This window comes from Haloimpatiens myeolchijeotgali (assembly GCF_042688525.2).
Lineage (GTDB): Bacteria > Bacillota > Clostridia > Clostridiales > Clostridiaceae > Haloimpatiens.
Genome location: NZ_JBHWAB010000001.1, coordinates 401277 through 415702 on the forward strand (window position 1 = coordinate 401277; position 14426 = coordinate 415702).

Genomic DNA, 14426 nt, shown 5'->3' on the forward strand with positions numbered 1-14426 from the left:
GGTAAGCTCTAGATTAAAGAGCCATTAGGTATGAAGGATAATATGATCAAGTGCAAAGATTTGACATTTGAATATTCACAAAATAATGAAAATGAAGTTAAAAAACTAGCAATTGATGGAGTTAATCTTGAGATATCAAAAGGCGAATTTGTAGTTGTTTTAGGACATAATGGTTCAGGAAAATCTACATTAGCTAAGCATATGAATGCTCTTTTATTACCATCAAGTGGTAAGGTGTATGTAGAAGGATTAGATACTACAGAACAAAATAATGTTTGGAACATAAGAAATAAAGCAGGAATGGTATTTCAAAATCCAGATAATCAGATTGTAGCAACTATTGTAGAAGATGATGTTGCTTTTGGACCAGAAAATTTAGGAATTGATCCTATTGAGATAAGGAAAAGAGTAGATGAGTCACTAAAAAAAGTAGGTATGTATGAGTATAGAAGTCATGCTCCTCATCTTTTATCTGGAGGTCAAAAACAAAGAATTGCAATAGCTGGAATATTAGCAATGCGTCCTGATTGTATAATATTTGATGAACCAACAGCTATGCTTGACCCTTCTGGAAGAAAAGAAGTAATACAAACCATTAAAAATATCAATAAAAAATATGGTATTACTATTGTTTTAATAACACATTATATGGAAGAAGCTGTTGAAGCTGATAGAATAGTGATTATGGATAAAGGTAAGGTATTAAAAGAAGGAACTCCTATACAAATATTTAGTGATGTGGATATGATGAAAAGTGTAGGATTAGATGTTCCTCAAGTTACTGAATTAGCATTTGAGCTAAAGAAAAGTGGTATAAACATTGACTGTGATATATTAACAATAGATGAGATGGTGAATGCATTATGTCAATTAAAATAAAAAACTTAACACATGTATATATGCCTAAGACTCCTTTTGAAAAAAAAGCTTTAGATGATGTTTCACTTGAAATAAATGATGGGGAATTTGTAGCATTAATTGGTCATACAGGTTCAGGAAAATCCACATTAATACAACACATGAATGGATTACTAAAGCCAACATGTGGAAAAATATTTATTGATGGATTTGACATAACAAGTAAGGAAATAAAGTTAAATGAAATTAGAAAAAAAGTTGGACTTGTATTTCAATATCCTGAATATCAATTATTTGAAGAAACTATTGAAAAAGATATTTCTTTTGGTCCTAAAAATCTAGGATTGTCTAAAGAGGAAGTAAGTAAAAGGATAGTTAAGGCAATGAACATGGTAGGTTTAGATTATGAAAAATACAAAGATAAATCTCCTTTTGAATTAAGTGGAGGTCAAAAAAGAAGAGTTGCTATTGCAGGAGTAGTTGCAATGGAACCTAAAGTTTTAATATTAGATGAGCCAACTGCAGGATTAGATCCAAAGGGAAGAGACGATATATTAAATCAAATTGTAACATTGCATAACCAGTATAATATGACTATAATTTTAGTATCTCATAGTATGGAAGATGTAGCCAAAGTTGCAGAGAGAATTGTTGTTATGCATAAGGGAAAATGTATTTTAAACGGGATGCCTAAGGATATATTTAAGCAGATAGATACTTTAGAAAAAGTAGGGCTTGCAGTGCCTCAAGTTACATATTTAATGAGCAATCTTAAACAAAAGGGTTTTAATGTATCAGATGAAATATTTACAGTTCAACAAGCAAAAAAAGAAATTCTTAGAGTGTTAAGAGGTGCAGGAGATGATTAAAGATATAACAATAGGACAATATATTCCAGGTGATTCTTTTGTGCACAAACTGGATCCTAGAGTAAAGATATTAATATCTTTTATTTATATAATTGATTTGTTTTTAGTCAATAATTTTAAAGGATATGTTTTTATAGTAGCATTTACTTTTGGAATAATATATATATCTAAAATATCTCCAAAGTATATATATAAAAGCCTTAAGCCAATATTGATTTTATTGCTAATAACGGCTATTTTAAATATATTTATGACTAAAGGAACAGGAGAACCTTTATTTGCTTGGAAATTTTTGAAGATATATAAAGAAGGTTTACGATTAGCTGCATTTATGATTATAAGATTAGTATTTTTAATAGTTGGAACATCACTATTAACTCTAACTACGTCACCCATTCAGCTAACAGATGGAATAGAAAAACTTTTAAATCCATTTAAGAAGATAGGATTGCCTGCTCATGAGTTAGCAATGATGATGACTATAGCCCTTAGATTTATACCTACACTTATAGATGAGACTGATAAAATAATGAAAGCTCAAATGGCTAGAGGCGCAGATTTTGAATCAGGAGGAATAATTGATAAGGCAAAAAATTTAATTCCACTATTAGTACCGTTATTTATAAGCTCATTTAGAAGAGCAGATGAACTTGCTATGGCTATGGAAGCAAGATGCTATAGGGGTGGAGAAGGAAGAACTAGAATGAAACAATTAAAACTTACTAATAGAGACACAGTAGCTTCTGCAGTTACTTTTGTATTAGTTTCAGTTTCTATTTGGAGTAGATTTTGGTAATGAAAAATATACGGTTAACTATTGAATATGATGGTACTAGGTATTGTGGATGGCAAAAGCAAAAGAATGATTTAACTATACAACAAACTTTAGAAAATGCTATAAACAAAATTACAAAAGAGGAAAATGATGTAGTAGGGTGTAGTAGGACAGATTCAGGAGTACATGCAAAAGGATTTGTTGCAAATTTCTTAACTGGTAGTAGCGTACCTGGGAATAAGTTTAAGTATGCAATAAATTCTAAATTACCAAATGATATAGTAATAATTAAATCTCAAGAAACTTCCTTAGATTTTCATGCTAGATATTGTAGTAAAGGTAAAAGATATGTTTATACTGTTTCTAATAGAGAATATCCTGTTGCTCTCTATAGGAATTATATATATCATTTTCCTAAGCAATTAAATGTAGATAAGATGAAAAAAGCTGCTAAATATATAGTAGGTACGCATGACTTTACAGCTTTTAAGAGTCAAGGTAGTTCTGTAAAAACTTCAATAAGAAAAGTGTTTAAGTTAGATATAATTAAAAATAATGATATGTTGCAATTTAGTATTTCAGGGGATGGATTTTTATATAACATGGTTAGAATAATTGTAGGAACGTTATTAGATGTTGGTATAAATAAAATTGAACCTGAGTATATTCAAGAGATAATTGAGTTAAAAGATAGAACAAAGGCAGGAAGAGTAGTTCCTGCAACAGGACTATGTTTAGAAGAGGTTTTTTATTAATTTTAATTATATTCTAAAACATTGACACACCAGGCTAAATGTATTATAATAAATAATGTTTGTATTGCATATAAGATCCACTAGCCCCGGATCTTTAAATAGAACGAAATACAACAAAGAGAACTTATAGTTCAGGGAGGGAAAAACATGAAATCTTACATTGCTAAACCACAAGAGGTTGAAAGAAAATGGTATGTAGTAGATGTAGCAGAAAAACCATTAGGTAGAGCTGCTAGTCAAGTAGCATCAATTTTAAGAGGAAAACATAAACCAACTTATACTCCACATGTTGATACAGGTGATTATGTTATCATTTTAAATGCGGATAAAGTTGTTTTAACTGGTAAAAAACTTGAACAAAAAATGTTAAGACATCACTCATTATATCCAGGTGGATTAAAAGAAATGTCATACAAAGATGCAATAGCTAGAAAGCCAGAATTTGTTTTCCAAGAAGCAGTTAGAAGAATGCTTCCAACAGGACCTTTAGGACGTCAAATGCTTAAAAAATTAAAAGTGTATAAAGGTACTGAGCATGATCATGATGCACAAAAACCAGAAGTATTAGAATTAAGATACTAATAGGAAGCGGAAGGAGGAAGTAAAATGGCTAAGGTTCAATATATTGGAACAGGAAGAAGAAAAAAATCAATTGCAAGAGTTAGACTTGTACCAGGTGATGGTAATGTTGTAATAAATAAAAGAGATATGGATGATTACTTTGGATTAGAAACTTTAAAGGTTATAGTTAATCAACCATTAGTATTAACAGGAACAAAAGACAAATATGATGTAATTGTTAATGTAAATGGTGGTGGATTTACAGGTCAAGCTGGAGCTATAAGACATGGTATATCTAGAGCTTTATTAAGAGCAGATGAAAGTTTCAGAGAAGAACTTAAAAAAGCTGGTTTCTTAACAAGAGACCCAAGAATGAAAGAAAGAAAGAAATATGGTCTTAAAAAAGCAAGAAGAGCACCACAATTCTCAAAGAGATAATTACATATGTGGTTGCAAAAAAGAGAGGTTTGTCCTCTTTTTTTTTATAATTTTTTATATCTGAATTTAAGTTTTGGGAGTGTTACACAAACAGGGATCAACATTATGACCAAATTAGATATGCTGAAAGAGGAATTAAAGATGTCTTATAGAGTTTTATAAGGGGTGGTAATGTTATATCTTTAGATAATTCAACTAAGCTTCAGATGAAGTATAAACTCCATCTGAAGCTTAGTTGAACTTGATTAAATAAAATTATAATAGTAAATCAATAAGTAATTCATAATAGTAAAAATAAATATCAATAAGTAAATAAAATCTAATAGTAAATTGAATAGGTGATTAAGTAAAATACCATATAATAACTTGAATAGATGGTTATATATACTAATGTTAAATCTATGTTAAATTAATTAATAATATGTTACAAATGTTTAATTATATAGTATTATTTTACGTGGATGTAATTTATCCGGTGTAAATTTTAAACGTTTTTCATAACTTTAATTAATTTTAAGTTGGAGGTAGCTTATGAATATTATCAATATGATAATCAGCCTCTTGGGTGGATTAGGTTTATTTCTTTATGGCATGAATATGATGGGAGATGGGCTTGAAAACGCATCAGGTGAAAAACTCAAGACATTTTTCGAAAAAATAACTTCAAATCCATTTAAAGGAATTGTTACAGGAGCATTAGTAACAGCGGTAATACAAAGTAGTAGTGCTACAACTGTAATGGTGGTTGGTTTTGTTAATGCAGGACTTATGAATTTATATCAAGCTGCTGCAGTAATAATGGGTGCTAATATAGGGACAACCATAACAGCACAATTAATAGCTTTTAAACTAGATGGTATAATTCCATTATTTATTGCTGTTGGTGCTGGGGTTGTTATATTTTCAGAGGGTAAGAAAAGCAAAGAAATTGGAAATATTATTTTAGGTTTTGGTATTTTATTTTTAGGTATGAATTTTATGAAAGATGCCATGGCTCCAATAGCTCAATCACAAGGGTTTATAAGTCTTATGGCAACGTTGAAAGGAAACATATTTTTAGGTATTATAACAGGTATGATAATGACTGCAGTAGTACAAAGTTCATCAGCCACTACTGCTATATTAATTGCTTTAGCATCTACGGGTTCAATACCTTTGGAAGTTGCTGTACCTATATTATTTGGTAATAACATTGGTACGTGTGTTACTGCATTATTATCTAGTGTGGGCACATCAAAAACAGCTAAGAAAGCTGCACTTATTCATTTGTTTTTTAATGTTTTTGGTACAATAATATTTATTCCTTTTATAGGACCGTTGACATCATTTGTTAAAGTGTTGACTCCTTCAGGTCATGAAATTGTAAAAAGACAGATTGCAAATGCACATACCATATTTAATATAGCAAATACATTAATTATGATACCTTTCATCAAATATTTGGTTATATTAGTTAATAAATTAATTCCAGGAGAAGATGAAAAAGAATTAATGAGACCTAAGTACTTAGATGAAAGATTATTAGAGACACCTGTCATAGCTGTTGGACAAGCAACAAAAGAAGTTCTTAGGATGGGTAGGAAATCAAAAGAAAATTTACAATTATCTATGGAAGCTTTTAAGACTGATGATAATAAATTAGTAAATAAAGTATATGAAAATGAAAAATTAATTAATTTACTCGAAAGTGAAATAACTAGATTCCTTGTTAAACTATCTAAGGCTGATTTGTCAGATCACCAGTTAAATATTGTTACATCAATGTTTCATTTGGTAAATGATGTTGAACGTATAGGTGATCATGCAGAAAATGTTGCAGATTTGTCAAGTGAGAAAATACAAAAAGGGATAAAGTTTTCTCAAGAAGCTAAAGATGAATTAGAGCAAATGTATACGCAAATATTAAATGCAGTAACTTTTAGTATTGAAAGTATAAAGAATAGAGATATTAAGAAGGCAAAAAAAGTGCTTGAGATAGAAGAAAAAATTGACATGTTGGAAAAAGAATTAAGAACTTCGCATATAAAAAGACTAAATAGAGAAGTTTGTAATGCAACAGGAGGAGCTATTTTCCTAGATATAATAAGTAATTTTGAGAGAATAGGAGATCATTCAAATAATATAGCTCAATATACTTTAGATATATATAAATAAAGATTTTAGAAAAGAAATTTTTGTAAAATACCTAACATATTTTTATATGTTAGGTATTTTTATTGGAAAAAATTTATATAAATAGTATGAAATGATTAAAATAGGAGAGTGTAGTGGTGTTTAAAAATAAAAAGTTGATATCGGCTATATCTGTGATTATGCTGGGAGTTATAATGATTTTAGTTATCAATGTGAAAATATCAAAGGTTATTAATGTAGATAAAAAAGTAGAACCTAAAATTATACTAATAGATCCTGGACATGGAGGAATTGATGGAGGAGCAGTTTCTAAAAATGGTACTGTTGAAAAACATATAAATTTGAAAATATCACTAAAGTTGAGAGATGAACTTAATAAAAAAGGTTATAAGACAGTTATGACACGAGAAGAGGATAAAGGTTTATATTCAGATAAAGGAAGTATTAGAAATAAAAAAGTAGAAGATTTGAATAATAGATGTAAGCTTAAAGAATCGTCAAAATGTGATATGTTTATAAGTATACATTTAAATAAATTTCAACAGAGTAAATATTATGGGGCACAGGTATGGTATTCAAAAAATATAGATAGTAAAAAATTAGCAGAAATAACTCAGAAAAATTTAATAGATCATTTAAATAATGGTAATACAAGAAAATGTAAACCTGCAAAAGATTTGTATAAAGTATTGAGATGTTACGATAAAATTCCATCTATTTTAATAGAATGTGGATTTTTAACAAATCCTCAAGAAGAACAAAAATTAAAATCTTCTAAGTTTCAGGATGATATAGCAAAATCTATAGCAAAATCTATAGAAGAATATTTTAATTTTCAAGAAAAAATAAGTGATTTGAATGAAGATTAAAAAATTAATGAAATGAATATTATTCTTATGGTACTTGAAATTAAGGTACTGGTAATTAAATTTATAAAAAAAGTGAATTCTATCTTTATATTGTAGTTAAAAAAATAGATACATGAGATTGATGAAACTAAAATCAAAAATATAGTTGGTATTGATGTAGGTGTGAATTTACTGTTGTATAAGTAAACAGTAGAGATAAATTATAAGTATTAGGCATATTAAAAATAAAAGAGCTATTTATATAAAAAGACAGGAAACAATTACAAAAGGGTTATACCAGATCAGTTAACCTATCGTAGTTACTGTTATAAAGTGATAGATATAAAATATTGTTTCAGTTACAAGTTTTTACTTTAAAACCCATTAGGATTTAAGTGGTGAGTGATTGACTAGTATTGATAATAATTTTTTTATTATAATTTAAACTTAGCTTTAGGTAGAGTTTTTGCTCTATATGAAGCTAAGTTTAAATTGTTTAAGAGATTAGTGTGTTTTAGAATAGTACACAAATATAGGAGTTAGTATTAATTATAAGCAACAGAGGAATTTTCATTTATTAGTATCCACCAGGTACTACCTCGCATTAGAGAAATTGGTTTTCCTTTTTTATCTGTAATTTGTATAGGAGTATCACCTTTTTTGTTCCATTTAATATCAATAACTCTTCCACCACAAAATAACAGTCCATCTCCGCAGCCAATAGGATTATCCCTATCCATTTCAGGTTTTAAAAATTGGACTAAAACATTAGATACCTGTATTGGTTTATTTAGCTTTTTGTCTACATCTTCTTTTGTATTTCTGTAATGACAATATTGGCCGTTTTTATATATAAAATTTGAAGATGTAAATTCATCAAAGGATATAAATATAGAATTGGCACTTTTTTTATAGTTATTGTTCAAATCTATAATATCAACAAAGTTAAATTTAGGTAGATCTTTTAAAGTATTTTCATTTACTTGAGAAGATTTATCAAGTTCATTTGAAATATTATCATAGAAGAGTGCTTTGTAGATAATTTTATTATTGGAGTTTATATATTCAAAGATAATATCAGCGTTACTTAAACCATCAATGTCATAAGTTTTATTATCTAATTTATAAATTACCTGTATTGAGTTTTTAGGAGGAACCTTCTTGTGAAGGCGCTTACCTGTAAATGGAGAGATGTTAATATCTATATTAGGAAGTCTATTTAAACTAATGAATTTATAGAAAACAAATACAAGCAAGATACATAATATAGAAAATAGAATAAGTGTTATTGTATTTAAAATATGTTTTTTTTTATACATTTTTTAGCCCTTTCAAAGTATTGGTATATTAAATAAATAGTAAATGAACAAGTCAAATATGCATAAGTTACTAATAAAAAAATAGTAAAAATTTTATACAAATTTCATAAATTGTATTGCTGTAAATAATATCATATGATATTATAAAGGTGGTCAATGGATTAGTCCATTAATCCAAAGTTGGGGAGGGGTAGTCATAGAACTTAAAATAGATAAAAAAAGTGGAGTACCATTATATATACAAGTAAAAAATCAAATAATGGACTTAATTAAAAAAGGTCATTTAAAAGTTGGATATAAAATGCCTACTGAGAGGGAATTGGCACAAAAGCTTAGGGTTAGTAGAAATACTATAAGTACATCATATAACGAATTAGAGCAAGAAGGAGTTTTAAAATCCTATCAAGGAAAAGGAACTTTTGTAGCAGAAGAAGCAATATCATGGAAAGACCAAAATATAAGAAAAAGAATAGTTAAATTTGTAGATTTGGGATTAGAAGAAGCATTAGAAATAGGAATAGATCCAGATAGTTTTTTAGAAATAGTAATTCAGAGAGTAAAAGAGAAAAAAGACATAATGAATAAATTAGTCGCTTCATATGTTGAATGTAATATTGAACAAGCTAGGATGTTTAGTCAACAGTTAAATAAAATAAGTAATATGAATGTTATTCCTATTACTTTAAATGATTTAAAAAATATGGATAAAGAAACTAAGGAAAAATTAGAAAAAACTCAAGTGATAATAGCTACGTTTAATCATGTTAATGAAGTAGTTGAATTAATAAAGGATACAAAAAAAGAAGTTTTAGGAGTTGCTATTAATCCTAATATAGAAACTATTGTTAAAATAGCTAGATATACTGATGGTACAAAATTTGGATTTGTATGTATATCTGAAGAATTTATGTTTAAAGTAAAAGGTGCTTTAGAAGGAGCAGGATTGGGGAATATCATAGATATACAATATTCTAACAGCAAGGATAAGGAAGAATTAGCTAAGTTAATAGATAAAAGTGATGTAATGATAGTTTCACCAGGGAGATATAAAGAGATTAAAGAATTAAATAAAGATAATAAAGATATAATTGAATTTTTATATGACTTAGATAATGATTCTGTAAAAGCATTAAAATCAAAGATAATTGAATTTAAGAATAAAAATATTTAATTTAGGGGAGGCATTTGGAAAATGGAAAAGAAAACAGTTGTTATTGGGGTAATTGGATCAGATTGTCATGCTGTAGGTAATAAAATTATTGATTATGCCTTAACAGAGGCTGGATTTAATGTAATAAATGTAGGAGTTTTATCACCTCAAGAAGATTTCATAAATGCAGCTGTAGAAACTAGTGCTGATGCTATATTAGTTTCTTCACTTTATGGACACGGTGAAATCGATTGCAGAGGATTAAGAGAAAAATGTGATGAAGCAGGTTTAGATGGAATTAGGTTATATGTTGGTGGAAATATAGTAGTTGGAAAACAAGATTGGGATAAGGTTGAACAAAGATTTAAAGCCATGGGATTTAATAGAGTATATCCACCTGGAACAGATATTGAGATTACAATAGGAGATATCGAAAAAGATTTACTTAACTAATATTTAAAACTTTTAAGGAATACTGTTAAATGATAGGAGTGGTAAAAGTGGATGCATATTTACTTTTGGATTTTGGAAGTACGTATACTAAGTTAACTGCAGTTGATATAGAGAATGAAGAAATATTAGCCACTGCAAAGGATATTACCACAATTGAAAACGATATCATGATTGGATTTAATAAAGCATATGAGCAGTTAATGGAAAACTTAGAGGGTAAAAAGGTAAACTTTATAAAAAAACTTGCTTGTTCTTCAGCAGCAGGTGGACTTAAAATGGTGGCTATTGGTTTAGTACCAGATCTTACAGCTGAGGCAGCCAAAAGAGCTGCTCTTGGTGCAGGTGCTAGAGTTTTAAAAGCATATAGTTATGAGTTAACTAATAGGGAAATAGAAGAGATTAAAAATTCTAAACTAGATATTGTATTGCTAGCTGGAGGAACTGATGGAGGAAATAAAGACTGTATAATACATAATGCTAAAATGATTGCAAAAAGTGGCATAAAGCTTCCAGTCGTAGTTGCAGGAAACAAAGTAGCAAATGATGAAATAGAACAAATATTTAAAGAAACTGGAATTTATTATAGGATTACTGAAAATGTTATGCCTAAGTTAAACGTTTTAAATGTGGAACCTTCAAGAGAACAGATAAGACAAATATTTATGAAAAGGATAGTTGAAGCTAAGGGATTAAGTAATGCAGAAAATTATATAAGTGGTATATTAATGCCCACACCTGCAGCTGTACTTAAAGCTGCTAGGGCTTTAAGTGAAGGTAGTGATGAAGAAGAGGGAATAGGAGATTTGGTAGTTATTGATATAGGAGGTGCAACAACAGATGTACATTCTATAGCTGAAGGAACTCCAAGTAAACCAGGTGTAACAATGAAAGGATTAGAAGAGCCTTTTGCAAAGAGGACTGTAGAAGGTGACTTAGGAATGAGATATTCAGCAATATCACTTTGGGAAGCATCAGGTACTAGAAAGATAAGAAAATATTTAAATGATAAGGATAGAAAAATTGATGTTGAAGGTAATTGTAAATTAAGAGCTGAAAATATAAGAATGGTTCCTAAAACAGAAGATGAAATAAAATTTGATGAGGCTATGGGAAAAGTTGCTACTAATATGGCAATGGAAAGACATGTAGGAATTGTAGAAAGTGTTTATAGTCCATGTGGTGTAATTTTTACACAGATTGGTAAAGATCTAATGGAAACTAAATATGTTATAGGTACAGGAGGAATACTTGTACATAGTAAAAATCCTGGTGGAATTTTAAAAGCAGGAGCATTTAGTATGGAAAATCCTCAATCATTGAAACCTAAGAATCCAAAATTTTTATTAGATAAGACATATATATTATCTGCAATGGGACTGTTAGCTGAAGAGAATCCGGATATGGCAGTTCGAATAATGAAAAAATATTTAGTAGAAGTATAATATGTGGGGGGAGTAAAGCATGCAAATTAAAAATAAAAAATGGACAGAAGAAAAATTTTTTGAAATGAGAAAAGAGGTATTAAATCAGTGGCCAACAGGTAAAGAAGTAAATTTACAAGAAGCTATTGATTATTTGAAAAAAGTACCAGAACATAAGAATTTTGCAATAAAGATGAATAAAGCTAAAGAGCAAGGGATTACACTTGCACAACCAAGAGCAGGTGTTGCATTAATAGATCAACATGTAATACTACTAAAACATCTTCAAGATGAAGGAGGAGCAGATTTACTTCCATCAACAATAGATAGTTATACAAGACAAAATAGATATGATGAATGTGAAGTTGGAATAAAAGAAAGTAGAAAAGCAGGAAGATCACTATTAAATGGTTTCCCAGGAGTTAATCATGGTGTTAGAGGATGTAGAAGGGTATTAGAATCTGTAAATTTACCAGTTGAAGCAAGACATGGTACACCAGATTCTAGGTTATTAGCAGAAATAATTCATGCTGGTGGATGGACTTCAAATGAAGGTGGTGGAATATCTTATAATATTCCATATGCTAAGAATGTTCCAATAGATAGATCTATAAGAGATTGGCAGTATTGTGATAGACTAGTTGGTTTTTATGAAGAACAAGGAATATCAATTAATAGGGAACCGTTTGGTCCATTAACAGGAACATTAGTACCTCCAAGTACTTCAAATACAGTAGCTATTATAGAAGCACTACTTGCAGCAGAACAAGGAGTTAAAAATATAACAGTTGGATATGGACAATGTGGTAACTTAGTTCAAGACGTTGCAGCAATTAGAGCTTTAGAAGAACAAGTTCAAGAATATATGAACAAATATGGATATAAAGATGTATATATAACAACAGTATTCCATCAATGGATGGGTGGATTTCCACAAGATGAAGCTAAAGCATTTGGTGTTATATCTACAGGAGCAGCAACAGCAGCACTTGCAGGGGCAACTAAAGTAATAGTTAAAACACCACATGAAGCAATTGGAGTTCCAACAAAAGAAGCTAATGCTCAAGGTATAAGAGCTACAAAAATGGCATTGAATTTATTAAAAGGTCAAAGATTACCAATGTCAAAAGAATTAAAAGCAGAGATAGAATTAATAAAAGCAGAAACAAAATGTATGATGGAAAAGACATTTGAATTAGGTAATGGAGACTTAGCTGTAGGAGCTGTAAAAGCATTTGATGTAGGTGTAGTTGATATACCATTTGCTCCAAGTAAATATAATAAAGGAAAAATGATGCCTGCTAGAGATAATAATGGTGCTGTAAGATATTTAAGTTATGGTAATTTACCATTTACAGAAGATATTAAAGAGATAAATAGAAGAAAATTAGAAGCAAGAGCTAAATACGAAGGAAGACCTGTAAGCTTTAAGATGACAGTTGATGATATTTTCGCTGTAAGTAGAGGCGTACTTGTAGGAAGACCTAATAAAAAATAAGATGATGTAGGGAGATATTTAAATTTATATATAAAATAATAAAAACTTATAGAGGGAAAGGTGAAAAACTATGAAAATTATTGATGTTGTATGTTCAGCAGGTAAAACAGGATTTTATTTTGATGACCAAAGAGCTATAAAGAAAGGTGCTAAACATGATGGATTTACTTATGTTGGAGAACCAGTAACAGATGGTTTTAAAGCAGTAAGACAAGCAGGAGAATCAATTTCAGTTATGATGATTCTTGAAGATGGACAAGTTGCATATGGTGATTGTGCAGCAGTTCAATATTCAGGAGCAGGTGGAAGAGACCCATTATTTTTAGCAGAAGATTTTATTCCAGTTATAGAAAAACAAATAGCTCCAAAGTTAATAGGAAGAGAATTAAATAATTTTAAAGAACTAGCAGAAGAATTTGATAAAATGCAAGTTAATGGTAAAAGATTACATACTGCTATAAGATACGGAATAACTCAAGCTTTACTTGATGCTGTTGCAAAATCAAAAAAAGTTACAATGGCTGAAGTTGTAAGAGATGAATATAAAACTGGAGTAGACATAAAGAGAATTCCAATATTTACTCAATCAGGTGATGATAGATATGACAATTCTGATAAGATGATAATAAAGGGTGCTGAAGTAATGCCACATGCACTTATAAATAACGTTAAAGAAAAGTTAGGCGAAGATGGAGAAAAATTATGTAAATATGTAAAATGGTTAAGTAATAGAGTTCTTGAATTAAGAACTGATGAAAGTTATTCTCCAGTATTCCATGTTGATGTATATGGAACTATAGGTGTTGCATTTGATTACGATACAAAGAAAATGGCAGATTATTTAGAGAAATTAGGAGAAGCTGCAAAACCATTTAAATTAAGAATTGAAGGACCAATGGATGTTGAAGAAAGACAAAAACAAATGGAATCATTAAGAGATTTAACAGCAGAACTAGATAGAAGAGGAGTAAACGTTGAATTAGTTGCAGATGAATGGTGTAACACATTCGAAGATGTTAAATTCTTTGCAGATAATAAAGCAGGACATATGCTTCAAATAAAAACACCAGACCTTGGTGGAGTTAATAATATAATTGAATCTATATTATATTGCAAGAGAAAAGGTGTAGGAGCTTATTGTGGAGGAACTTGTAATGAAACTAATAGATCAGCAGAAGTTACAACTAATATAGCAATAGCTTGTGGAGCAGACCAATGCCTTGCTAAACCTGGAATGGGTGTTGATGAAGGTTACATGATCGTTAATAATGAAATGAATAGAGTAATTGCTCTTACTAATAGAAGAAAATAAAAAACATGTATGTGGTTACTTAAAAGGCGGTTTGTA

14 protein-coding genes are annotated in these 14426 nt (G+C 29.4%); 13 read left to right on the forward strand and 1 reads right to left on the reverse strand.

The window, feature by feature from the left end:
• Positions 1 to 30: 30 nt before the first annotated feature.
• From ACFIJ5_RS02110 to cwlD, 8 genes are all read left to right on the forward strand, one after another.
• Positions 31 to 879: an energy-coupling factor transporter ATPase gene (locus ACFIJ5_RS02110; RefSeq protein ID WP_379803226.1), complete on the forward strand. Its 849-nt coding sequence runs from the start codon at positions 31 to 33 to the stop codon at positions 877 to 879.
• Positions 864 to 1727 carry an energy-coupling factor transporter ATPase gene (locus tag ACFIJ5_RS02115; RefSeq protein ID WP_379803229.1) on the forward strand — a complete coding sequence of 288 codons (864 nt, stop codon included), beginning with the start codon at positions 864 to 866 and terminating at the stop codon, positions 1725 to 1727. The genes ACFIJ5_RS02110 and ACFIJ5_RS02115 overlap by 16 nt, the downstream gene beginning before the upstream one ends.
• The gene (locus ACFIJ5_RS02120; RefSeq protein ID WP_379803232.1) at positions 1720 to 2523 is read left to right on the forward strand and encodes an energy-coupling factor transporter transmembrane component T family protein; all 804 of its coding nucleotides are present in this window, start codon (positions 1720 to 1722) and stop codon (positions 2521 to 2523) included. The genes ACFIJ5_RS02115 and ACFIJ5_RS02120 overlap by 8 nt, the downstream gene beginning before the upstream one ends.
• The gene (gene truA, locus ACFIJ5_RS02125; RefSeq protein ID WP_379803234.1) at positions 2523 to 3257 is read left to right on the forward strand and encodes a tRNA pseudouridine(38-40) synthase TruA; all 735 of its coding nucleotides are present in this window, start codon (positions 2523 to 2525) and stop codon (positions 3255 to 3257) included. The genes ACFIJ5_RS02120 and truA overlap by 1 nt, the downstream gene beginning before the upstream one ends.
• 147 nt (positions 3258 to 3404) lie before the next feature.
• A complete protein-coding gene (gene rplM, locus ACFIJ5_RS02130; protein ID WP_379803237.1) occupies positions 3405 to 3839 on the forward strand; it encodes a 50S ribosomal protein L13 in 435 nt (144 codons plus the stop codon).
• A gap of 24 nt (positions 3840 to 3863) precedes the next feature.
• On the forward strand, positions 3864 to 4256 hold the full coding sequence (gene rpsI / locus ACFIJ5_RS02135; protein ID WP_379803239.1) for a 30S ribosomal protein S9: 393 nt from the start codon (positions 3864 to 3866) through the stop codon (positions 4254 to 4256).
• Positions 4257 to 4787: 531 nt separating this feature from the next.
• The gene (locus ACFIJ5_RS02140; RefSeq protein WP_379803241.1) at positions 4788 to 6410 is read left to right on the forward strand and encodes a Na/Pi cotransporter family protein; all 1623 of its coding nucleotides are present in this window, start codon (positions 4788 to 4790) and stop codon (positions 6408 to 6410) included.
• Positions 6411 to 6583: 173 nt separating this feature from the next.
• Entirely contained in the window at positions 6584 to 7258 is a 675-nt protein-coding gene (gene cwlD, locus ACFIJ5_RS02145) for an N-acetylmuramoyl-L-alanine amidase CwlD (RefSeq protein ID WP_379809504.1), read from the forward strand.
• A gap of 524 nt (positions 7259 to 7782) precedes the next feature.
• Here cwlD and ACFIJ5_RS02150 read toward each other — a convergent pair.
• Entirely contained in the window at positions 7783 to 8556 is a 774-nt protein-coding gene (locus ACFIJ5_RS02150) for a DUF3048 C-terminal domain-containing protein (protein ID WP_379803243.1), read from the reverse strand.
• 238 nt (positions 8557 to 8794) lie between these two features.
• On the opposite strand from ACFIJ5_RS02150, the gene ACFIJ5_RS02155 reads away from it, so the two are divergent.
• The 5 genes from ACFIJ5_RS02155 to ACFIJ5_RS02175 all read left to right on the forward strand — a co-directional run bounded on the left by ACFIJ5_RS02155 (position 8795) and on the right by ACFIJ5_RS02175 (position 14390).
• Positions 8795 to 9727 (forward strand): GntR family transcriptional regulator, encoded by a 933-nt coding sequence (locus ACFIJ5_RS02155; protein WP_379809506.1) that lies wholly within the window; start codon positions 8795 to 8797, stop codon positions 9725 to 9727.
• Between the two features lie 21 nt (positions 9728 to 9748).
• The gene (gene glmS / locus ACFIJ5_RS02160) at positions 9749 to 10159 is read left to right on the forward strand and encodes a methylaspartate mutase subunit S (protein ID WP_379803245.1); all 411 of its coding nucleotides are present in this window, start codon (positions 9749 to 9751) and stop codon (positions 10157 to 10159) included.
• A gap of 47 nt (positions 10160 to 10206) precedes the next feature.
• Complete coding sequence (gene glmL / locus ACFIJ5_RS02165; protein ID WP_379803247.1) at positions 10207 to 11601, forward strand: methylaspartate mutase accessory protein GlmL; 1395 nt, start codon at positions 10207 to 10209, stop codon at positions 11599 to 11601.
• Positions 11602 to 11620: 19 nt separating this feature from the next.
• Positions 11621 to 13078: a methylaspartate mutase subunit E gene (locus ACFIJ5_RS02170; protein WP_379803249.1), complete on the forward strand. Its 1458-nt coding sequence runs from the start codon at positions 11621 to 11623 to the stop codon at positions 13076 to 13078.
• 70 nt (positions 13079 to 13148) lie between these two features.
• On the forward strand, positions 13149 to 14390 hold the full coding sequence (locus tag ACFIJ5_RS02175) for a methylaspartate ammonia-lyase (RefSeq protein WP_379803250.1): 1242 nt from the start codon (positions 13149 to 13151) through the stop codon (positions 14388 to 14390).
• Positions 14391 to 14426: the final 36 nt, after the last annotated feature.

Excerpts from the sequence above, each read along its gene's own strand:
- rplM (WP_379803237.1), top strand. The coding sequence starts at position 3,405 with ATGAAATCTTACATTGCTAAACCACAAGAGGTTGAAAGAAAATGGTAT.
- truA (WP_379803234.1), top strand. The coding sequence starts at position 2,523 with ATGAAAAATATACGGTTAACTATTGAATATGATGGTACTAGGTATTGT.
- ACFIJ5_RS02150 (WP_379803243.1), bottom strand. The coding sequence starts at position 8,556 with ATGTATAAAAAAAAACATATTTTAAATACAATAACACTTATTCTATTT.
- ACFIJ5_RS02170 (WP_379803249.1), top strand. The coding sequence starts at position 11,621 with ATGCAAATTAAAAATAAAAAATGGACAGAAGAAAAATTTTTTGAAATG.
- ACFIJ5_RS02140 (WP_379803241.1), top strand. The coding sequence starts at position 4,788 with ATGAATATTATCAATATGATAATCAGCCTCTTGGGTGGATTAGGTTTA.
- cwlD (WP_379809504.1), top strand. The coding sequence starts at position 6,584 with ATGATTTTAGTTATCAATGTGAAAATATCAAAGGTTATTAATGTAGAT.
- ACFIJ5_RS02175 (WP_379803250.1), top strand. The coding sequence starts at position 13,149 with ATGAAAATTATTGATGTTGTATGTTCAGCAGGTAAAACAGGATTTTAT.
- glmS (WP_379803245.1), top strand. The coding sequence starts at position 9,749 with ATGGAAAAGAAAACAGTTGTTATTGGGGTAATTGGATCAGATTGTCAT.
- ACFIJ5_RS02120 (WP_379803232.1), top strand. The coding sequence starts at position 1,720 with ATGATTAAAGATATAACAATAGGACAATATATTCCAGGTGATTCTTTT.
- rpsI (WP_379803239.1), top strand. The coding sequence starts at position 3,864 with ATGGCTAAGGTTCAATATATTGGAACAGGAAGAAGAAAAAAATCAATT.
- ACFIJ5_RS02110 (WP_379803226.1), top strand. The coding sequence starts at position 31 with ATGAAGGATAATATGATCAAGTGCAAAGATTTGACATTTGAATATTCA.
- ACFIJ5_RS02115 (WP_379803229.1), top strand. The coding sequence starts at position 864 with ATGTCAATTAAAATAAAAAACTTAACACATGTATATATGCCTAAGACT.